The sequence below is a fragment of the Blastococcus litoris genome (assembly GCF_003075095.1).
GTDB lineage: Bacteria > Actinomycetota > Actinomycetes > Mycobacteriales > Geodermatophilaceae > Blastococcus_B > Blastococcus_B litoris.
In genome coordinates, this window is the sequence record NZ_QCZF01000001.1 from 744001 (window position 1) to 764154 (window position 20154).

Sequence of the window (20154 nt, forward strand, 5' to 3'; positions counted from 1 at the left end):
GCGCCGTGTGCGCGCCCGGTCAGCGGGCTGCCCCATCGTCGGCGGCGACGAAAGGGGAGAACATGACCTACGCGATCGAGGCCGAGGGCCTCACCAAGCGCTTCGGCACCACCCAGGCGCTCGCCGGGGTGGACCTGGCCGCCCGCCAGGGCACCGTGCTGGGCGTCCTCGGCCCCAACGGCGCCGGGAAGACGACGGCGGTCCGGGTGCTCGCCACGCTGCTCCGGCCCGACTCGGGGACCGCCCGCGTCGCCGGCTCCGACGTCCTGGCCGACCCGGCCCGGGTGCGCGCGCGGATCGGGCTGACCGGTCAGTACGCGTCCGTCGACGAGGACCTGACCGGCACCCAGAACCTGCTGCTCATCGGCCAGCTGCTCGGGCTGCGGACCCGCGAGGCACGGGCCCGCGCCGACCAGCTGCTGGAGTGGTTCGACCTCGGCGAGGCCGCCGGCCGGACGGCGAAGACCTACAGCGGCGGCATGCGCCGGCGGCTGGACCTCGCCGCCAGCCTGGTCGGCCGGCCATCGGTGATCTTCCTCGACGAGCCGACCACCGGGCTGGACCCGGCCAAGCGGGAGGAGATGTGGGAGGTCGTGCGGCGGGTCGTGGCCGACGGCGCCACGGTGCTGCTGACGACGCAGTACCTGGAGGAGGCCGACGCGCTGGCGGACGAGATCAGCGTGATCGACCGCGGCCGGGTCATCGCCCACGACACCCCGGACGGCCTCAAGCACCACATCGGCGGCCAGCGGCTGCGCGTGCGGCCGGTGGACCCGTCTCGGACCGGTGAGGTCGCCGCGCTGCTCGGTGACTTCACCCGGTCGGCCCCGCTGTCGAACGACCGCGGTGAGCTCAGCTGCCGCGTCGACGACGACTCGCTGCTGCCCGGGCTCACCGAGCGGCTCCGCAGCGCCGGCATCTCGGTGAGCGAGCTGTCCCTGCACCTGCCGAGCCTCGACGAGGTCTTCATGACCCTGACGGGCCGGCCCACCGACGAGACCACCGAGGAGGCGGCATGACCACCACGCTCACCGCACGCGACCTGCCCGTCGACGTCGACCTGCCCGAGGGGTCGGGCAGCTCGCCCTGGCGCCAGGCGCAGGTCCTGGCCCGGCGCAGCCTGATCAAGACCTGGCGCACGCCCGAGGCGCTGATCGACGTCACCCTGCAGCCGATCATCTTCCTGGCCCTGTTCACCTACGTGTTAGGCGGCGCGATCGCGGGCGGCTCGCAGCAGCAGTACCTGCAGTTCCTGCTGCCGGGGCTGCTCGGCCAGACGATCGCCATGGCGAGCGTCTCGCTCGGGCAGAACCTCAACGCCGACATCGAGAAGGGTGTCTTCGACAGGTTCCGTTCCCTGCCGATCTCGCGCTCCGCACCTCTGGTCGGGGCCGTGCTGGCCGACCTGGTCCGCTACGTGATCCTGTTCGCGGTCATGATCAGCGTCGGCACCCTCATGGGCTTCGACCCGGTGAGCGCGGGTGGCGTTCTCGCCGCGCTGGCGCTGTCGATGGCCTTCGCGCTCTGCTTCGGCTGGATCTCGGTGTACGTCGGCATGCTCGTCCGGACCCCGGGAGCGGTGCAGGGGATCATGTTCCTGCTGATCTTCCCGCTGGCCTTCGGCAGCAACGTGTTCGTGTCGACCGAGACCATGCCCGGCTGGCTGCAGGCGTTCGTGGACGTCAACCCGATCAGCCACCTGGTGAGCGCCGTCCGCGGGCTGATGACCGGGGGACCGGTGGCCGGCCACGTCGGCTGGACCCTGGTCTGGATGGCGGTGCTGCTGGTGGTCTTCGCACCGCTGGCGGTGCGGGCCTACCGCAGGCGGGCCTAGCCGGCCCCGTCGGTCGTCGCCCGCTCGGCCCCCGGGTCGATGCGGGCGACCGCCTCGTCCGGGTCGAGCGCGCGGCCCTCCGCGAAGGCGGCGTCGTACCCGTCGTCCAGCGTTGCGCGGAGGGCGGCGACGAGCTCGGCCGTCGAGGGGTCGGTCGGGTCCTCGGCCCCCCGGAGCCGGACCGCGGCACCGTGCACGACGGCGGCCTCGCGGTCGAGCCCGAGGGCGTGCAGCCACAGCGCCTCCGCCGTCGCGACGGCGGCCAGGATCGGCCGGTCCCTCGTGAGGAGCGCCTGCGCGTACCCCTCGCGCAGGTGCTCACCCGCCCGGTCGATCCGCCCGAGGCGCACGGCGAGACCGGCGGCCGCGGCGTGGCCGACCGCCCCGCCGTGCGCGTCGCGCACCCCGGGGTCGGCGAGCCCCGCCAGCAGGGCGTCCAGGGACGAGTAGGCCGCGGCCATCCCCTCGTCGTCCCGCGCCGCGACGGCGATCGCCCCCTCCGTCGCCTCCACGAGGACGGCGTGCAGCAGCCGGCCCCGGCCGGCCGAAGGCTGCGCCCGCATCACCTCGGCGTGGCGGCGGGCGCCCTCGACGTCCCCGGCCCGCAGCCGCAGGTCGGCCAGGCGCATCGTCACCAGGACGTCGTCGGACGTGTCGCTGCCCAAGGCCCGGATGCACTCCCGGGCCCGCTCGTAGTCCTCGACGGCGCCCAGCAGGTCGCCGTCCACCGTTCGCACCAGCCCGCGGGAGGACAGCGCGGCGGCCAGCCCCCAGCGGTCGTCGATCGCCTCCCACTCGGCCACGGCGGCGTCCGCTTCCCGCCGGACCGTGTCGACGTCGCCGTCGTTCTCGGCGTAGAGCACCCGGGCCAGCCGGCCCGCCGCGCGCACCCAGGGGTCGGGATCGGCGAGCGCGTCGGCGAGGGCGGCCTCTCCCCGCGTCCGCTCCTCGCCCATGAAGAGCAGCAGCGGCCGGAGGACCGTCGCGGCGGGGTGCGACGAGCCGACGGCGGCCAGCCGGTCGGCGAGGGCGACCAGCCGGGCCTGTTCACCGGGGAGGTCCGCCGCGTCGGCGCCGCCCGAGAACCCCAGCAGCTGCTGGAGCGCCTCGGCCAGCACGTGGTGCGGCGCCTCCTGCGCCCCGGGCACGGCCAGGGCGAACGCGGTCCAGAGCGTCGCCTCCTGACCGCTCTCGCGCAGCAGCCAGTACCAGCCGAGGTGGACCACGAGGTCGATCGCGTCGGCGGCGTGCCCGGCGTCGCCGAGGAAGCGCAGCGCCGCGAGCACGTCGTCCCGGTCGGTGTCGACGGCCCGCAGCGCTGCCAGCTGCCCGGGTCCCCGCAGCCGCTCGTCCTGGCGGCGCACCAGCTCGAGGAACCAGCGGGCGTGCGCCGTCCGCGCCGCGGTGACCAGGCCCTGCTGCGCCAGCCGCTCCCCGCCGTACTCGCGCAGCGTCTCGAGCATCCGGAACCGGGTGCCGTCCCCGGTCCGCGTGGCGATCAGCAGCGACTTGTCGACCAGCGCGTGGAGGACGTCGGCCAGCGGCGTGCCCGGCGGGTCCCCGTCGCGCCAGCTCGGCGCCACGGCGGCGACCGCGGCCTCGGTGGCGCCCGACGCGAACACCGAGACGTGCTCGGCCACCTCGCGTTCCAGCGGCGTGAGCAGCTCCCAGCTCCACTCGACGACGGCGCGCAGCGTGCGGTGCCGCGGCGTGGCCGTGCGCCGTCCACCGGTGAGCAGCTGGAAGCGGTCGCCCAGCCGGTCGGCCACCTCGGCGGGGGAGAGGACCCGCAGCCGCGCGGCGGCCAGCTCGATCGCGAGCGGCAGGCCGTCGAGCCGGCGGACGATCTCCACGACGGCGTCGTCGAGGGCCACCTGGGGGTCGACGGCCCGCGCCCGGTCCAGGAGCAGCCGCACGGCCGGGCTGTCCGCGGTCTCCGCCCAGGGGACGTCCTCGGGAGGCGTCGGCAGCGGGCCGAGCGGGTGGAGGAGCTCGCCCTCGATCGCCAACGGCTCGCGGCTCGTGGCCAGCACCCGCACCCCGGGGCAGCGGGCGAGCACCTCGGCGACCACCTCCGCCGCGGCGTCGACCAGGTGCTCGCAGTTGTCGACCACCAGCAGGCAGCGCGCCGGCCGCAACCGCTCGAGCAGCCGGTCACGGGCGGCGCGGCGCTGGTAGTCGGCGACCGGGTCGGGCAGGGCGACGTCCCGGCTGCCGAGGCTGTCCAGCACCGCCTGCCACACCGCCGTCGGCTCGGTGACCGAGGCCAGCTCGACCAGCCAGACGCCGTCGGCGGCGTCGAGTGCGCGGCCCTCGACCACGCGGTCGGCCACCTCGCCGACCAGGCGGGTCTTGCCGGCTCCGCCGGTTCCCACCACGGTCACCAGGCGGGCGGTGGCCAGCCGGTCGAGCACGGCGCGGACGTCGTCGTCCCGGCCGACGAAGCTGGTGACCGCGGCCCGCAGGTTGCTCGGCACCCGGAGCGGGCGCTCGGCCTGCTGCAGCAGCTGGAGGTGCCGGCTGCGCAGGGCGGGGGAGGGGTCGGCGCCCAGCGTCTCGGCCAGCGTGGCGCGGACCCGCTCGTAGACCGCCAGCGCCTCGGCGGGCCGCCCGGCCGCCACCAGGGCGTCGAGGAGGGTGAGTGCCAGGTCCTCGCGCAGCGGGTGGGCCACGACGAGCTCCTCGAGCTCCGGCACCACCTCGGCCGCCCGGCCGGCCCGGACGGCCAGCGACGAGCGGTCGCGCGTCGCGTCCAGCCGCAGGTCGTCGAGGACCGACCGCCGCCCGGCGGCCTCCGGGGTGTCGTCCTCGGCCAGCGCCCGGCCCCGCCACAGGGACAGCGCCTCGCGGAGGGTCTCCTCGGCACCGGCCGGGTCGGAGGACGTGCGGGCGCGGGCGTCGGCGACGAGCCGGGGGAAGCGCACGGCGTCCACGTCGCCGGGCTCGACGGCCAGCCGGTACCCGGCCGCCGACTGCTCGACCAGCTGCGGGCGGCCGAGGACGCGGCGCAGCCGGGAGACGAGGGACTGCAGGCTGTTGGCCGGGTCGGCGGGGGTCTCGTCCGCCCACACGGCGTCGGTGAGGGTGCCGGCCGGGACCCAGCGACCGGGGTCGGCCGCGAGCTGGAGGAGCAGGTGCTGCAGCCGGCGTCCGGGGACGGGGATCTCGCGGTCGGCGTCGTCCCGGACCTCCAGAGGGCCGAGGTTGGCGATCCGCACGGCGCGAGTCTCGCACCTGCGCTCGACGCCGCGGCGGGCTCAGGCCGGTCCGACCAGGCCGGCGACGATCTCCGCGGACAGGGTGACCAGCGGCAGACCGCCGCCGGGGTGGGCGGATCCGCCGACCAGGAACAGGCCGGGCACCGGCGAGGCGTTCGCGGGGCGCAGGAAGGCGGCGCGGGTGCCGTTGCTCGACGACCCGTAGATCGAGCCGCCGGGGCTGCCGGTGCCGCGGGCCAGGTCGGCCGGCGTCCGCACCTCGCACCAGCGCACCCGGTCCCGCACGTCCAGCCCCCGCCGGGCGAGCACCTCCAGCACGTCGGCCGCGTACCGCCCGGCGAGGCCGGGCTCGTCCCAGTCCACGCCTCGCCCGGGGTCGTGCCGCGGGGCGTTGACCAGCACGAACCAGGACTCGCTGTCCTCGTCCGGGCGCAGCGCGGGGTCGTCGGGCGCGCTGACGTAGACGGTGGGGTCGGCGACCGGGCGGGGCGCTCCGCGGAAGCGGCCGGATCCGAAGACGGCGTCGAACTCCGCGTCGTAGTCCTCGGGGAACAGTACGGTGTGGTGGGCCAGACCCGGTGTGCGGCCGCGCAGGGCGAGCAGCAGGACCACCCCCGACAGGGACGGCGTCGCCCGTGCCAGGTCGCGCCGGGGCCCGCGGGCACGTCCGTCCCCGGGGACGAGGTCGGCGTACAGCGCCGTGGCGTCGATCCCCGAGACGACGACGTCGGCCGGCACCCGCGAGCCGTCGGCGAGCTCCACCCCCGCCGCGCGCCCACCCTCCACCAGCACCCGGCGCACCGGGGTGCGGGTACGGATCGTCGCGCCGCGGCTCTCGGCCCGGTCGGCCACGGCCAGCGCCAGCCGGTGCAGCCCGCCGCGGACGTACCAGGAACCGAAGGCCTGCTCGGCGTAGGGCACCGTCGCCAGCACCGCGGGCGCCCGGCGGGGGTCGGACCCCGAGTAGGTGGCGTACCTGTCGAGCAGCACCCGCAGGCGGGGATCGGACAGCTGCCGCGTGCCCAGCCCGCGCAGGCTCTGCCACGGCGCGATGGTGGCGACGTCGGCCGGGTTGCGCGCCAGCCGGGCGAGGGTCGCCGCGCCCTCGAGCGGCCGGCGCAGGAACGGCTCCTCGCTGATCCGCCACATGGCCGCGGCCCGCTGCATCAGGCCGGTCCACTCCCGTCCCGACCGGGGCCCCAGGGCGTCGGTGAGCGCCTCGGGGATGGCGGCCGCGTGCCCGGGCAGGTCGATGCGCGTCCCGTCGGCGAACCGGTAGGCCACCGCGGGGTCGAGGCGGACGAGCTCGACGGCCTCCTCGAGCGGTCCCCCGGTGGCCGCGAACAGGTCGCGGTAGACCTGCGGCATGGTCACCAGCGACGGCCCGGTGTCGAAGACGTGCCCGTCGCGTGCGTAGGTCCCGAGCTTCCCGCCGATGGCGGTGGCCTGCTCCAGCACGGTGACCGCGTGGCCGGCGGCGGCCAGCCGCGCGGCGGCGGCGAGACCGCCCAGGCCCGCGCCGACGACCGCCACCCGAGCCACGCGACCACGGTAGCCGCCGGAGGTCCGCCGTCCGGGTGACGATCGTTTGTCGCCGGAGGCACCAGGGGTAGCGCCACCGCCAGGTGGAACAGCCTGCCGCGACCGGATGGGAGGTGTCGTGGTGCACGTGCCACGCAGCATCGGGCCGCTCGTCCTCGTCCCGGGGGCCGTCGTGCTGGCCGGGTGCGCGAGCACGGAGGCGGCCGAGGTGGAGCGGGTCGCCACGTCGTTCGAGGACACCGGTGGCAGGGCCGCCGAGCGGTGCGACCTGCTGGCCCCGGCGACGCGCGCCGCCCTGGAGGACAGCGGGTCCGCAGCGTGCGCGGACGTCGTCGCGGACCTCCCCCTGGGTGGCGGGACGGTGGAGTCCGTCGAGGTCTGGGGCGGGCAGGCGCAGGTGCGGCTGAGCGGCGACACGCTGTTCCTGACCCAGACGGGTTCCGGTTGGCGCATCACGGCAGCGGTCTGCCGCCCGCGTGCCGAGGCGCCCTACGACTGCGAGGTGGACGGGCCGTGAGAGGGGTCCGGGCCGTGTTCGCCGCCTACCTCGTCGTGGTCGTCCTGGGCATCGTCTACGTCACGGCGCTGGGACTGGTGGGCCGATGACCGTCCGGGAGAAGCGGTACGGCTTCCTGCGGGCCAACGCCCTGAGCCTGGCGTTCGGCGCGGTCTTCCTCGTCACGCTGGTGGGGCAGGCGCTGTCGGGCATGGCCGACCAGAACGCCCAGCAGGCCACCGAGGGCCTGGAGCCGGTGTCCCTCCTGGACTACGTGACCTCGTCGTCGTTCGGCGTCGACGTCATGGAGAACTGGCAGTCGGAGTACCTGCAGTTCTTCCTCTACGTCTTCGCCACCGTGTGGCTGGTGCAGCGCGGTTCGGCGGAGTCGAAGAAGCCCGGCGAGGAGGGCACCGAGTCCGACCGGGAGCAGCGCATCGGCCGGCACTCCGACGACGACTCGCCCGCCTGGGCGCGGACCGGCGGCCTGCGCACGGCGGTGTTCTCGCGCTCGCTCGGGCTGCTGATGGGCGCGCTCTTCCTGCTCACCTGGACGGCGTCCTCGATCGCCGGTTGGGCGGCGTTCAACAGCGAGCAGCTCGGGCAGCGGCAGGACCCGGTCGGGTACCTGGGCTACCTGGGCGAGGCCGACTTCTGGAACCGGTCCTTCCAGAACTGGCAGTCGGAGATGCTGGCTGTCGGGTCGATGGCGGTCTTCTCCGTGTACCTGCGCCAGCGCGGGTCGCCGGAGTCCAAGCCGGTCGGTGTCGCGCACGCCGAGACGGGCCAGACCGGCTAGAACGCGTAGCGGACGCGCAGCCAGGGGGCGTGCGCGGCGACGAGCTCCTGCAGGCGGTCCACGCCGGCGCGCTTGACGTCGTTGCGGTAGCGGACGTTCCACTGCCCGTTCTGGCTGCGCTTGGGCTGCTGGACCTCGGGGCGCCACAGCACGTCTTCGGCCCGCGGGTGCCAGCCCAGGTTGACCTCGTGCAGGTCGCGGTTGTGCGTCATGAAGATGACCTCCGCGGCCGCCTGCGCCTTGGTGTCGGGTGCCAGGGCGTCGTCCAGGTGCGCCAGCAGCGCCGCCCAGTCGGCCTCCCAGCCCTCGCGCAGCACCACGGGGGAGAGGTTGAGGTGCACCTCGTACCCGGCCTCGACGAAGTCGTCGACGGCGGCGATCCGCTCGGCGATCCGGCTGGTGCGGACGTCGAGGAGCCGCGCGTCGGCGTCGGGCATGAGCGAGAAGCGCACGCGGGTGCGGCCCCGGGGGTCGAGGTCGAGCAGCCGCCGGTTGACGTACTTGGTGGCGAACGACGCCTTGGCCGTGGGCAGCTCGCGGAAGGTGCCGATCAGGTCGGCCACGTTGTCGCTGACCACGGCGTCGACGGAGCAGTCGCTGTTCTCGCCGATGTCGTAGACCCAGCTGACCGGGTCGCACTGGTCGGGCTCGGTCTTGGGCCCCTGGCGCGCCACGTGCCGGCGCAGGTAGCCGGTGATCTGCTCGATGTTCGTGAACACCGTGATCGGGTTGGCGTAGCCCTTCCGCCTCGGCACGTAGCAGTAGGCGCAGGCCATGGCGCACCCGTTGGCGGTGGAGGGCGCGATCCAGTTCGACGAGCGCTCGTTCGGCCGGGCCGACAGCGACTTCTTGACGCCGAGGACGAGGGTCTCGGTCTTGACCCGCACCCACCTGTCGACGTTGCCGGCGTTGCCGTGCAGGTCCGGGATCTGCCAGTGCGAGGGCACCTCGACCAGCTCGGCGTCGGGGAAGCGGCCGAGCACCTGGCGGCCACGGGGGGAGGCGGCGGCAGCGGGTTCGGCGTAGATGCGGCGGACCCGCAGCAGCCGGTCGTCCACCGGGACCTCGCGTGCCGGGGCGGGGGAGTCGAAGAGGGTGAGCTCGTCGCCGGCCGTCACGCCCGGTGCAGCGCCGGGCCGTGGGCCGGCATTCCGGACCGGCGCGTGTCGGACCTGCGCATACCGGGCACCTCGGCCTCGAGCGCCGTCCCGCCGGGACGCGCACGACGACGGGAGCCCCATGAAGGCAGTGACCTGGCACGGACAGCGCGACGTACGCGTCGAGGACGTGCCCGACCCGTTCGTGCAGGAGCCCACCGACGCGGTCATCCGCGTGACGACGACGAACATCTGCGGGTCCGACCTGCACCTCTACGAGCCCCTGGCGCCCTTCATGGGGAAGGGCGACGTCCTCGGCCACGAGAGCATGGGCCAGGTGGTCGAGGTGGGGTCGGCCGTCACCGAGCTGGCGGTGGGGGACCGGGTGGCGATCCCCTTCCAGATCTCCTGCGGGCACTGCTGGATGTGCCGGCAGCAGCTCTACACCCAGTGCGAGACGACGCAGGTGCGCGACCAGGGGATGGGTGCGGCGCTCTTCGGCTTCTCCAAGCTCTACGGCGAGGTGCCGGGCGGGCAGGCGGAGTACCTCCGGGTGCCCCAGGCCCAGTTCACCCACATCAAGCTGCCGGACGGGCCGCCCGACGACAGGTTCGCCTACCTGTCGGACATCCTGCCGACGGCCTGGCAGGGCGTGGAGTACGCGAACGTGCCCGACGGCGGCATCCTCGTCGTCCTGGGCCTCGGCCCGATCGGTGACTTCGCCTGCCGGATCGCCCAGCACAAGGGGTTCCGCGTCATCGGCGTGGACCTGGTGCCGGAGCGGCTCGAGCGGGTGCGCGCCCGGGGCGTCGAGGTCGTGGACCTGCGCGAGCACGAGGACGACCTCGGCGACGCCATCCGCGCCATGACCGACGGCCGCGGCCCCGACTCGGTGCTCGACGCCGTGGGCCTCGAGGCGCACGGCTCGCCGGCGACGACGTTCGTGCAGAAGGCCGCCGGGCTGCTGCCCACGGCGATCTCCGCGCCGCTCATGCAGACCGCCGGCGTCGACCGGCTCAACGCGCTGTACTCGGCGATCGACATCGTCCGCCGCGGCGGCACGATCTCCCTGTCGGGCGTGTACGGCGGGATGGCCGACCCGCTCCCCATGCTCACGCTGTTCGACAAGCAGATCGCGCTGCACATGGGCCAGTGCAACATCAAGCGCTGGATCCCCGACATCATGCCGCTGCTCACCGACGACGACCCGCTGGGCTGCGACACGTTCGCCACCCACCGGGTGCCGCTGTCGGAGGCACCGGAGATGTACCGGAAGTTCCAGGAGAAGGCCGACGGCGTGGTGAAGGTGCAGCTCAAGCCCGAGCTCTGAGCCCGCTGCCCACCGGCGCGGTGCGACACTGCGCCGGTGGGCATCGATCTGAACGCCGACCTCGGCGAGGGCTTCGGCGTGTGGCGGCTCGGTGACGACGAGGCCCTGCTGGGCGTCGTGTCGAGCGCGAACGTGGCGTGCGGTTTCCACGCCGGGGACCCGCTGACCATGCGGCGGGTGTGCGCCGGGGCCGCGGCCGCCGGGGTGGCCGTGGGCGCCCAGGTCTCCTACCGCGACCTGGCCGGGTTCGGCCGGCGGTTCATCGACGTCGAGCCCACCGAGCTGACCGCCGACGTGCTGTACCAGCTGGCCGCGCTCGACGGCATCGCGCGGGCCGCGGGCACCGGCGTCTCCTACGTCAAGCCGCACGGGGCGCTCTACAACGCCGCGGTCACCCACGAGGCGCAGGCGCAGGCGGTGGTCGACGCCGTCCTCGCCTTCGACCGGCGGCTGCCGATCCTGGGCCTGCCCGGTTCGGCGCTGCTCCGGGCGGCGGAGGCCGCGGGCGTGCGGCCGGTCCCCGAGGGCTTCGCCGATCGCGGCTACACCCCCGACGGCCGCCTCGTGCCGCGGCGGGAGCCGGGAGCGCTGGTCGAGGACCCGGCGGCGGTCGCCGGGCGGGCGGTCCGCATGGCCACCGAGGGGGTGGTCACCGCGGTCGACGGGAGCACGGTGCCGGTGCCGGCCGAGTCGATCTGCGTGCACGGGGACACCCCCGGGGCGGCCCGGCTGGCCAGGGCGGTCCGGACGGCGCTCACCGACGCCGGCGTCACCGTGCGCTCGTTCGGGGGTCTTCCTGCCTAGGCCTCGCCCGCGAGCAGGTCGGCCGCGCGGAGGGAGCCGGACAGCAGCTCCGCGGCCACGTCCTCGATCGTCCGGCCCGCCCCGTACGCGCGTGCCCGCATGAGGTCCAGCGCGGCGGGAGCGTCCACCTCCAGCTCGACGCCGACCTTGCCCATGGCCTCCCACACCGCCGCCCGCTGCCGGGGCGCGGGCCCCTGCAGCCATTCCGGGCCCTGCCCGGGGGCCCAGGTCGACCAGACGGAGGCCTCGCTCAGCGCCGAGCTGACCAGCTCACCCACCGCGAGCGCCTCGAACACGTCCAGGCCCGGGACGTCGTCCTGGTGGCGGAAGTAGAGGTCGATCGCACCGGCGCCGGCCAGCGCCGGCTGCAGCGGCAGGGCGACCACCGCGCGGTAGGACGTGGAACCCAGCAGCAGGTCGGCGAAGGCGGGCCACCGGCGGCGCAGGTCCTCCTCGACGGCGAACACCGGCTGGCGGGTCTCCTGCGCCGTCATGCACGGTCCCGCCCCCACCGTGAACTGCAGCCGCTCGGCGGTCGCCGCCTCCGGGGAGCTCGCGCCGAGCGGCACCCGCTGGTGCTCGGCGTCGAGGAGGGAGAGCCCCGCGTCGTCGACCGCGAGCGTCCGGGCGCAGGCCCGCGCGAGTCGGACGGGCAGCAGTTCGGGCCCGCTGAGCCCAGGTGCGTCCGCGTCGTCGAGCGCCGCCGCGAACCGGCCGGCGATGGTCACACCCCATGATCTGCCCGGCGCGCGCCGCTCGCCTGGCGTGCGATCCGGTCGTGCGCCGCGCGGTCGACCGCCGGGGATGCCCGATCATGGACCCGTGGAGCTGACCGTGCTGCCCTGCGGGGACCGTGCGCTCCTCGTCGAGGTCGCCGACGGAGCCGCCGTGGAGGCACTCCGGTCCGCGCTCGAGCGGTCGCCGCTCCCGGGCCAGCGCGAGCTCGTGCCCGCGGCCCGGACCGTGCTCGTCCTCCTCGACCGGCAGCCCACCGATCTCGACGTCGGCGTCCTGCGCCGCCTCCCGGCCGGACCGGCGGGGGACGTCCCGGAGGGCGCGCTGGTCGAGCTGCCGGTCCTCTTCGACGGGCCCGACCTCGCCGACGTCGCCGCGCTGACCGGCCGGGACGTCACGGCCCTGGTGCGGGACCTGTCGGCCGTCGAGCTCACCGTGGCCTTCGGCGGCTTCGCACCCGGGTTCGCGTACCTGACCGGGCTGCCCGCCGACCTGCACGTCCCCCGCAGGGACACCCCGCGCACCCGGGTGCCCGCCGGGTCGGTGGGGCTGGCCGGCCCCTACGCCGGCGCCTACCCGCGCGCGTCGCCCGGAGGATGGCAGCTGGTCGGCCGCACGGACGCCGTCCTGTTCGACGTCGACCGCGACCCGCCGGCCCTGCTGGTCCCGGGCACGCGGGTCCGCCTGCGCGAGGTGGGCTGAGTGCTCACCGTCCTGGCGCCGGGCCCGTTCACGACGGTCCAGGACGAGGGCCGGCCGGGGTGGGCCTCCATCGGCGTGACCCGGTCCGGTGCCGCTGACCGGACGGCGGCCGCGCTGGCGAACCGCCTCGTGGGCAACGACGCGGCCGCGGCCGTCCTCGAGGCCACGGCCGGGGGGTTGCGGGTGCGCGCCGGGCGCACGCTCCTCGTCGCGCTGACCGGCGCCCCGGCGCCGGTGCTGGTCGACGAGCGCCCGGCACCGTTCGCCGCACCGCTGACCCTGCGGCCGGGGCAGGTGCTCCAGCTCGGCGTCCCGCCCGTGGGCCTGCGCAGCTACCTGGCGGTGCGGGGCGGGATCGACGTCCCACCGGTGCTCGGGTCGCGCAGCACCGACACGCTGTCGGGGCTCGGCCCGGCACCGCTGCGGGCCGGCGACGAGCTGCCGGTCGGCACCCTCGCCGGCGCGGAGCCGTTCGTCGACGTGGCACCGGTCCGCGCGCCGTCGTCGTCCCCGGTGCTGCACGTGCTGCCGGGGCCGCGACGGGACCGGCTCGTGCCGGCCGCCTGGGTGGCGCTGACGGGATCGACCTGGACCGTCACGGCCGACAGCGACCGCGTGGGGCTGCGGCTGGCCGGCCCGCGGCTGGAACGGGCGGGAACCGGCGAACTGCCGAGCGAGGGGCTGGTCCCGGGCGCGATCCAGGTGCCGCCGGACGGGGCGCCGGTGCTGTTCCTGGCCGACCACCCGGTGACCGGCGGCTACCCCGTGCTGGCGGTGGTGACGACGGCGGACCTGCCGGCGGCGGCCCAGCTGCGCCCGGGGGACCGGCTGCGCGTGCGGGCCTAGGCGCCGCGGACGGGGAGCACCGCCGGGCCGGAGGGGCCGTGCACCACCTCGGCCCGCGCGCCGTAGTGCGTGCTCAGGGCCTGCGCGGTGAGCACCTCCGCCGGGGAGCCCTCCGCGACGACGCGGCCGTCGGCGAGCAGGGCCAGCCGGTCGGCGTACTGCCCGGCGAGGGTGAGGTCGTGCAGCGTGCTGACGACGGTCAGGCCGTCCTGCCGGCGCAGCCTGTCCACGAGGTCGAGCACCTGCTGGGCGTGCCCGAGGTCGAGGGCGGCGGTGGGCTCGTCGAGGAACAGCACCCGGGGCTGCTGGGCCAGCGCCCGGGCGAGGACGGCGCGCTGCTGCTCGCCGCCGGACAGGGTGGTCAGCTGCCGCTCGGCCATCGGTGCCAGGCCGAGGCGCTCCATGACGTCGGCGACGATCTGCCGGTCCACGCCCCGGGGGGCGGCCAGCAGCGGGCGGTGCGGGGTCCGGCCGAGGGTGACGTAGTCGCGCGTCGTCACGCCCTCGGGGAGGACCGGGGTCTGGGGGGCGTAGGCCATCGACAGGGCGCGCTCCCGGCGCGGCATGCCGGTCGTGGGGACGCCGTCGACGCGGACCTGCCCCTCGTGCGGGTGGAAGCCGAGGACCGACCGCAGCAGCGTCGACTTGCCCGAGCCGTTCGGCCCGATGACGGCGAGCCAGCCGCCGGGCTCGACGGTGAGCCGGACGCCCTCGAGCACCCGGGTGCGGCCGTAGCCGGCGCTGAGGCCGACGACCTCGACCCGGGCCCCGCCGGGGACGTGCACCTCGCCGCGCCGGCTCATCGCCGCCGCGCCCCGACCCAGAGCAGCCCGGCGAAGAAGGGCGCCCCGATGAAGGCGGTGACCACGCCGATCGGCAGCTCCGCCGGGGCGAGCAGCACCCGCGCGACGAGGTCGCACAGCACCAGGAACGCGCCCCCGACCAGCAGCGACATGGGCAGCACGCGGGTGTTCGCGCCACCCACCAGCCGCCGCACGATGTGCGGCACGACCAGCCCCACGAACCCGATCAGCCCGCTGACGGCCACGGCGGTGGCGGTCGCCAGCGACGCGGCGAGGATGACCAGCAGGCGCAGCCGCGCCGGGTGGACGCCCAGCGAGCTGGCCTCGTCGTCGCCGACGGCGAGGACGTCGAGCGCCCGTCCGCAGACCAGCAGCACCAGGCAGGCCACGCCGAGGTAGGGCAGCACGAGCAGCACGTCCGACCACTGCGAGTTGCCGAGCTGCCCGAGCAGCCAGCCGTAGATCTCGCGGAGGTCCTCGGTGTTGCCCTGCTGCACCAGGGTCTGCGCCGCGGCCAGGAAGGCGGCGACCGCGACCCCGGCCAGCAGCAGGGTGGGGCTGTGCGAGCCGCCGGCGACGGAGCCCAGCGCGATCGCGCAGCCCACGCCGAGCAGGGCTCCCAGGAAGGCGGCCAGGGGCACGATGCCGACCGGACCGACCGACTGCACCGGCGACCAGGCGATGACGACGGTGGCGCCCAGGCCGGCGCCGGCGGCCGCACCGAGCAGGTAGGGGTCGGCCAGCGGGTTGCGGAAGACGCCCTGGTAGGCCGCGCCCGAGACGGCCAGCCCCGCACCGACCAGCGCGGCGAGCAGCACGCGGGGGAGGCGCAGCTCCATCAGCACCGCCGCCTGGGTGCCCTCCAGGGCGCCCGGCACGGACACCCCCAGCGGGGCCAGCAGGCGGTCGAGCAGGGTGACGACGACGGCGCCCGGCGGGAGCGGCAGCGCGCCCACCCAGACCCCGGCCAGCAGCGCGAGGACGAGCGCGAGGGCCGCTCCGGTCACCGCCGGCCACGCCCGCCGCCGGCGCGGCGGTCCGGGGACCGTCGTGCCGGTGGTGCCGGGCGCCGTCGTCGTCATCGGTCTGCCGTCCTCAGCTCTGCAGGGCCTGCGCGACGGACTCGGCGAAGTCGGCCACCCGGGGGCCCCAGCGCGAGGCGACGTCGTCGTCGGCCTCGAGGATGCGCCCGTCCACGACCGCCGGCAGCGTGCCGAACGCCGGCCGCTGGGCGACCGTCTCCGCCGTCTCGCCGCAGCACTTGGTGTCGGCCAGCACGATGAGGCCCGGGGCCTGGCCGGCGATGTACTCCGCGGACAGCTGCGGGTAGCCGCCGGTGGCGTCCGGGGCGCCGTCGGCGATGTTCTCCAGGCCGAACTGCGTGTAGACGCTGCCGATGAACGTGCTGCTCGCCGCGGAGTAGAAGCTCGGGTCGAGCTCGTGGTAGACGCGCATGCCCTGCGCCTCGGCCGGCACCGAGTCCACGGCGGCCGCGATGCGGTCCTGCATGTCGGCGACGACCTCGTCGGCCTCGCCGGCGTGACCGGTCGCGTCGCCGAGGGTCTCGATCTGCTCGTAGCTGTCGTCGAGGGTCTCCGCGGCGGGGAGCAGGAGGGTGGGCACCGACAGCGCGTCGAGGGCGTCGACGATCCCGTTCAGGTCGTCGCTCAGGACGACCAGGTCGGGGGCGTACTCGGCGATCGCCTCGGCGTTCGGGGTGAAGGCCGAGAGGTCGGTGGTCGGCGCGTCCTCGGGGTAGTTCGAGTTGTCGTCGACGGCCTCGACCTGGTCGCCGGCGCCGATCGCGAACAGCATCTCGGTGGCGCTGGCCGACATCGAGACGATCGTCTCCGGCTGCTCGTCGAGGGTCAGCTCGCCGTCGGCACCGGTGACGGTGACCGGGAAGGCATCGGAGCCGGAGCTGTCCGGCGTGGCGGTGCCGGAGTCGGCGGAGTCGTCGCCGCAGGCGGTGAGCGCCAGCAGCAGCGCGACCGGGAGCGCGACCAGCGGGCGGGGGAGCGAACGGGGCACGGAGGGGCCTCCTGGGGAGGCGGCGAGCGTCGCCCACGAGGCTGCCCGACGCCCGATGCGCGACCCTTGCCGCGAGGGTCGGTGACATGACGCAGGGCAGGCGATCTGGCTCGGTCCGCGGAGGACCATCACAGTTGCGGGACAGCGCCGGGTTCCCACCGGCTTCGCTGACCGTGCGTCGCCGAACGAGTCGGCAGGGGCAATCTACCCCGCGAGGACCGCCGAGTAGACCTCGACGGTCTGCTGCGCGATCGCCGGCCAGCCGAACTCGGCGAGCACGCGCTCCCGGCCGGCGGCGCCCATCGCGGCCGCGCGGTCGGGATCGGCGAGCAGTTCGGCGATGCGGGCAGCCAGGCCCTGCTCGAACGCGACGACGTCGTCCGGGTCGTAGGGGACCAGCAGGCCGGTGCGGCCGTCGTCGACCACCTCCGGGATGCCGCCGACGGCGCTGGCCACGACGGCGGTGCCGCAGGCGGCCGCCTCGAGGTTCACGATGCCCAGCGGCTCGTAGACCGACGGGACGACGAAGACGGTGGCGCCGGTGATCAGCGGGACCAGCTGCTCGCGGGGGAGCATCGCCTCGATCCAGACGACGCCGCTGCGCCGGGACTGGAGCTCGGCGACCGCGTCGGCCACCTGCTGGCGCTCGGCCGGGGTGTCGGGGGCGCCGGCGCAGAGGACGAGGCCCGCCTCCGGCGGCAGCTGCTCGGCGGCCGCGAGCAGGTGCATGACGCCCTTCTGCCGCGTGATTCGCCCGACGAAGAGCGCGTAGGGGCGGTCGGGGTCCACGCCGAGCCCGCGGACGACGTCCGGGTCGTGCACGGGGCGGTAGGCGTCGGCGTCCACGCCGTTGCCGACGACGTGCACCCGCGCGGGGTCGAGGTCGGGGTAGGCGTCGAGGACGTCGAGCCGCATGCCGTTGCTGACGGCGATGACCGCGTCGGCGGCGAGGTAGGCGGTGCGTTCGACCCAGGACGACAGCCGGTAGCCGCCACCGAGCTGGTCGGCCTTCCACGGGCGCCGCGGCTCGAGCGAGTGGGCGGTGACCACGTGCGGGATGCCGTGCACCAGCGCGGCCAGCATCCCGGCGCCGTTGGCGTACCAGGTGTGGCTGTGCACCAGGTCGGCGCCGCCGAGCGCCGCAGCGATCTCCACGTCGACGCCGACCGCCTGCAGGGCGCCGTTGGCCTCGCGCAGGCCGGCCGGGACGGCGTGCGCGGTCGCGTCCGCACGCGGCTCCCCGAAGCAGTGGACGTCGATCTCGGGGCCTGCGGGCAGCGTCCGCATCGCCGCCACGAGGTGCTCGATGTGGACCCCTGCGCCGCCGTAGACGTCCGGCGGCCACTCACGGGTCACGATGCCGATGCGCACCCGCTCACCCTAGGGGGCGGTTTGAACGCAGCGCAGGGCGCGCAGGCGCAGCTCAGCGGCTACGTTTCGAGGCATGCGCGGCGGTCCACGGGTTCTCGGCATCGTCCTCGCCGGCGGTGAGGGCAAGCGGCTCTCGCCCCTGACGGCGGACCGTGCGAAGCCCGCGGTGCCCTTCGGCGGCCAGTACCGGCTCATCGACTTCGTGCTGTCGAACCTGGTGAACGCCGAGATCCGGCAGATCGCCGTCCTGACCCAGTACAAGAGCCACAGCCTCGACCGGCACATCACCACGACCTGGCGCATGTCGCAGCTGCTGGGCAACTACATCACCCCGGTCCCGGCCCAGCAGCGGCTCGGCCCGCGCTGGTACACCGGCAGCGCCGACGCGATCTTCCAGAGCCTGAACCTGATCTACGACGAGCGGCCGGAGATCGTCGTCGTCTTCGGCGCCGACCACGTGTACCGGATGGACCCCGGTCAGATGGTCGACCAGCACCTGCAGACCGGGGCCGGCGTCACGATCGCGGGCCTGCGGGTGCCGCGGAAGGACGCCACCGAGTTCGGCGTCATCGACTCCGACGCCGACGGCAAGGTGCGCGGCTTCCTGGAGAAGCCGGCGGACCCGCCCGGTCTGCCGGACTCGCCCGAGGAGAGCTTCGCCTCCATGGGCAACTACGTCTTCACGACCGACGCGCTGCTCGAGGCCCTGCGCACGGACGCCGAGGACGAGAGCTCCGTCCACGACATGGGCGGCTCGATCATGCCGATGCTGGCGGCGGCCGGTGAGGCGTGGGTGTACGACTTCTCGACCAACATCGTCCCGGGGGCGACCGAGCGCGACCACGGCTACTGGCGCGACGTCGGGACCATCGACGCGTACTACGACGCGCACATGGACCTGGTGTCGGTGACGCCGGTGTTCAACCTCTACAACGACCGCTGGCCGATCTACACGCTGCCGCCCCAGCTGCCGCCGGCGAAGTTCGTCCTCGGCGGTCGCGCCGAGGAGTCGATGGTCAGCGCCGGCGCGATCATCGGCGGCGGCTCGGTGCACAACTCCGTCGTCTCCCCGGGTGTCCGGGTGGAGCGGGGTGCGCGGGTCGAGGACAGCGTCCTGATGGACGGCGTCCACATCGGCGAGGGCGCCTACGTGCGCCGGGCGATCCTGGACAAGAACGTCGTCGTCCCGCCGTGGGCGCGGATCGGCGTCGACACCGCTGCCGACAAGCAGCACTACCACGTGAGCGAGGGCGGCGTGGTCGTCCTGGGCAAGGGTGCCCGCGCCATCCCCTGAGCCGCTGGTCGTCACTCTCCTGCTGGACGACGGCGCGCAGGAGCGGTTCGACCGGCAGCGGGCCGAGCACTTCCCGCCGGAGCGCAACCACCTGCAAGCCCACGTGACGCTGTTCCACGCGCTGCCGGGGGAGCACGTCGACGCCGTCCTGGCCGACCTGCGGGCCGCCGCGGACCGCGAGCCGTTCGACGTCACGGTCACGGGGGTGCGGTTCCTGGGCCGCGGGGTCGCCTACTCGCTGGCGTCACCGGAGCTGGCCGCGGTGCGTGCCGGGCTGGTGTCGGCGTGGGAGCCGTGGCTGACGCCGCAGGACCGGCAGAAGCACGCGCCGCACGTGACGGTGCAGAACAAGGTCGACCCCGCCGTCGCGCGGGCGCTGCACGAGCGGCTGGCCGCGGAGTTCGTGCCCTACGAGGTGTGTGCCCGCGGGCTCGGGCTGTGGCGCTACCTCGGCGGCCCCTGGGCGCCCCTCGCGGACGTGCCGTTCCGCTAGGCGCGCTTGGTCGCGACGAGCAGGCCGGCGCCGATGGGGAGGACGGCGGGGAGCAGCGTCTCGTCCTCGCGGAGGGCGCGGGAGATCTCCCGCCAGGCAACCGTCTGCGGGTCGCGGGCCGCGCGGTCGGCGACCCGTCCGCCGGCGAGGAGCCCGTGGCAGGCGAGGGTGCCGCCGACCCGCACCAACCCCAGCAGGCCCGGCAGCTGGTCCGCGTACTCCCGCGGCGGGCCGTCGCACACGACCATGTCGTAGGCGCCCGGCGAGAGGCGGGGGAGCACCTCGCCCGCGGTGCCGAAGATCAGCCGGGCCCGGCTCGGCGCGACGCCCGCGTCGGCGAACGCCGCCCGCGCGGCGCGCAGCTGCTCGGGGTCGGAGTCCAGCGCGGTGAGGACGCCGTCCTTGCGCATGCCCTGCAGCAGCCACAGCCCGGCCAGCCCGCCGCCGCTGCCGATGGAGACGACCGACCGCGCCTCCAGGCCGGCGGCCAGGACGGCGAGGGTGGCGCCCACGGCGGGCTCGACAGGAGGGGCGCCCGGCATGCGCGCGGCCCTGGCCCGGGCCGCGACCATCTCCGGGGTCTCGACGGCGAACCTGTCCGCGTAGGCGGCGCCCTCGGAGCCGCCTCCCGGCGGCGGTTGCTGGGCGCTCATCACCGGGCGAGGGTAGTGGCCGCGACCCGGCGCCGGGCATTCCTGTGGGTTTCCTGCGAGCCGCTGTGCTCGGGAACACGGGGGCCTCCGCCGTCCGTTGACCGTT

At 75.4% G+C, this 20154-nt stretch carries 19 protein-coding genes and 1 riboswitch; of the genes, 10 read left to right on the forward strand and 9 right to left on the reverse strand.

Translation table 11 applies throughout. The annotated features are described in order from the left end of the window. Positions 1–62 precede the first annotated feature (62 nt). Together DCS98_RS03735 and DCS98_RS03740 are read left to right on the forward strand one after the other, a co-directional pair. Positions 63–1019: an ATP-binding cassette domain-containing protein gene (locus DCS98_RS03735; RefSeq protein WP_116449935.1), complete on the forward strand. Its 957-nt coding sequence runs from the start codon at positions 63–65 to the stop codon at positions 1017–1019. Beyond that, positions 1016–1834, forward strand: coding sequence for an ABC transporter permease (locus DCS98_RS03740; RefSeq protein ID WP_116449936.1), 819 nt, complete (start codon positions 1016–1018; stop codon positions 1832–1834). The genes DCS98_RS03735 and DCS98_RS03740 overlap by 4 nt, the downstream gene beginning before the upstream one ends. Here the strand turns inward: DCS98_RS03740 and DCS98_RS03745 are convergent. Together DCS98_RS03745 and DCS98_RS03750 are read right to left on the reverse strand one after the other, a co-directional pair. Then, entirely contained in the window at positions 1831–5052 is a 3222-nt protein-coding gene (locus DCS98_RS03745; RefSeq protein ID WP_116449937.1) for an AfsR/SARP family transcriptional regulator, read from the reverse strand. The two genes, DCS98_RS03740 and DCS98_RS03745, sit on opposite strands and share 4 nt — an antisense overlap. 39 nt (positions 5053–5091) lie before the next feature. Continuing rightward, on the reverse strand, positions 5092–6594 hold the full coding sequence (locus tag DCS98_RS03750; protein WP_116449938.1) for a phytoene desaturase family protein: 1503 nt from the start codon (positions 6592–6594) through the stop codon (positions 5092–5094). A gap of 127 nt (positions 6595–6721) precedes the next feature. Between DCS98_RS03750 and DCS98_RS03755 the strand changes: the two genes are divergently transcribed. Then, the gene (locus tag DCS98_RS03755; RefSeq protein ID WP_164704349.1) at positions 6722–7111 is read left to right on the forward strand and encodes a hypothetical protein; all 390 of its coding nucleotides are present in this window, start codon (positions 6722–6724) and stop codon (positions 7109–7111) included. Positions 7112–7196: 85 nt separating this feature from the next. Then, on the forward strand, positions 7197–7889 hold the full coding sequence (locus DCS98_RS03760; RefSeq protein WP_116449940.1) for a DUF6766 family protein: 693 nt from the start codon (positions 7197–7199) through the stop codon (positions 7887–7889). Here the strand turns inward: DCS98_RS03760 and DCS98_RS03765 are convergent. Next, positions 7886–9007, reverse strand: a complete 1122-nt coding sequence (locus tag DCS98_RS03765; RefSeq protein WP_116449941.1) for a spore photoproduct lyase family protein — start codon at positions 9005–9007, stop codon at positions 7886–7888. The two genes, DCS98_RS03760 and DCS98_RS03765, sit on opposite strands and share 4 nt — an antisense overlap. A 121-nt stretch (positions 9008–9128) precedes the next feature. Between DCS98_RS03765 and DCS98_RS03770 the strand changes: the two genes are divergently transcribed. Continuing rightward, positions 9129–10316 (forward strand): zinc-dependent alcohol dehydrogenase, encoded by a 1188-nt coding sequence (locus tag DCS98_RS03770; protein WP_116449942.1) that lies wholly within the window; start codon positions 9129–9131, stop codon positions 10314–10316. 36 nt (positions 10317–10352) lie between these two features. Beyond that, positions 10353–11120: a LamB/YcsF family protein gene (locus tag DCS98_RS03775; RefSeq protein ID WP_116449943.1), complete on the forward strand. Its 768-nt coding sequence runs from the start codon at positions 10353–10355 to the stop codon at positions 11118–11120. Here the strand turns inward: DCS98_RS03775 and DCS98_RS22825 are convergent. Next, a complete protein-coding gene (locus DCS98_RS22825; RefSeq protein ID WP_164704350.1) occupies positions 11117–11848 on the reverse strand; it encodes a GAF domain-containing protein in 732 nt (243 codons plus the stop codon). The genes DCS98_RS03775 and DCS98_RS22825 overlap by 4 nt on opposite strands. Before the next feature lie 94 nt (positions 11849–11942). On the opposite strand from DCS98_RS22825, the gene DCS98_RS03780 reads away from it, so the two are divergent. Next, positions 11943–12557: a 5-oxoprolinase subunit B family protein gene (locus DCS98_RS03780; protein ID WP_241037124.1), complete on the forward strand. Its 615-nt coding sequence runs from the start codon at positions 11943–11945 to the stop codon at positions 12555–12557. Further along, positions 12558–13403, forward strand: coding sequence for a 5-oxoprolinase subunit C family protein (locus DCS98_RS03785; protein ID WP_116449944.1), 846 nt, complete (start codon positions 12558–12560; stop codon positions 13401–13403). Here DCS98_RS03785 and DCS98_RS03790 read toward each other — a convergent pair. The 4 genes from DCS98_RS03790 to glgA form a co-directional block, all read right to left on the reverse strand. Then, on the reverse strand, positions 13400–14206 hold the full coding sequence (locus DCS98_RS03790; RefSeq protein WP_116449945.1) for an ABC transporter ATP-binding protein: 807 nt from the start codon (positions 14204–14206) through the stop codon (positions 13400–13402). The two genes, DCS98_RS03785 and DCS98_RS03790, sit on opposite strands and share 4 nt — an antisense overlap. Continuing rightward, positions 14203–15288, reverse strand: a complete 1086-nt coding sequence (locus tag DCS98_RS03795) for a FecCD family ABC transporter permease (protein ID WP_206340073.1) — start codon at positions 15286–15288, stop codon at positions 14203–14205. Before DCS98_RS03795 ends, DCS98_RS03790 begins: the two co-directional genes overlap by 4 nt. 13 nt (positions 15289–15301) lie before the next feature. After that, the gene (locus tag DCS98_RS03800; protein ID WP_116449946.1) at positions 15302–16237 is read right to left on the reverse strand and encodes an ABC transporter substrate-binding protein; all 936 of its coding nucleotides are present in this window, start codon (positions 16235–16237) and stop codon (positions 15302–15304) included. Positions 16238–16315: 78 nt separating this feature from the next. Then, positions 16316–16428: riboswitch (cobalamin riboswitch) on the reverse strand. 13 nt (positions 16429–16441) lie between these two features. Beyond that, positions 16442–17608 (reverse strand): glycogen synthase, encoded by a 1167-nt coding sequence (gene glgA, locus DCS98_RS03805; RefSeq protein WP_164704351.1) that lies wholly within the window; start codon positions 17606–17608, stop codon positions 16442–16444. A gap of 73 nt (positions 17609–17681) precedes the next feature. Between glgA and glgC the strand changes: the two genes are divergently transcribed. Then, entirely contained in the window at positions 17682–18902 is a 1221-nt protein-coding gene (glgC, locus tag DCS98_RS03810; protein ID WP_116449947.1) for a glucose-1-phosphate adenylyltransferase, read from the forward strand. Beyond that, on the forward strand, positions 18883–19395 hold the full coding sequence (locus tag DCS98_RS03815) for a 2'-5' RNA ligase family protein (RefSeq protein ID WP_116449948.1): 513 nt from the start codon (positions 18883–18885) through the stop codon (positions 19393–19395). Before glgC ends, DCS98_RS03815 begins: the two co-directional genes overlap by 20 nt. Here the strand turns inward: DCS98_RS03815 and DCS98_RS03820 are convergent. Continuing rightward, on the reverse strand, positions 19392–20048 hold the full coding sequence (locus DCS98_RS03820; protein WP_116449949.1) for an O-methyltransferase: 657 nt from the start codon (positions 20046–20048) through the stop codon (positions 19392–19394). The genes DCS98_RS03815 and DCS98_RS03820 overlap by 4 nt on opposite strands. Positions 20049–20154 lie beyond the last annotated feature (106 nt).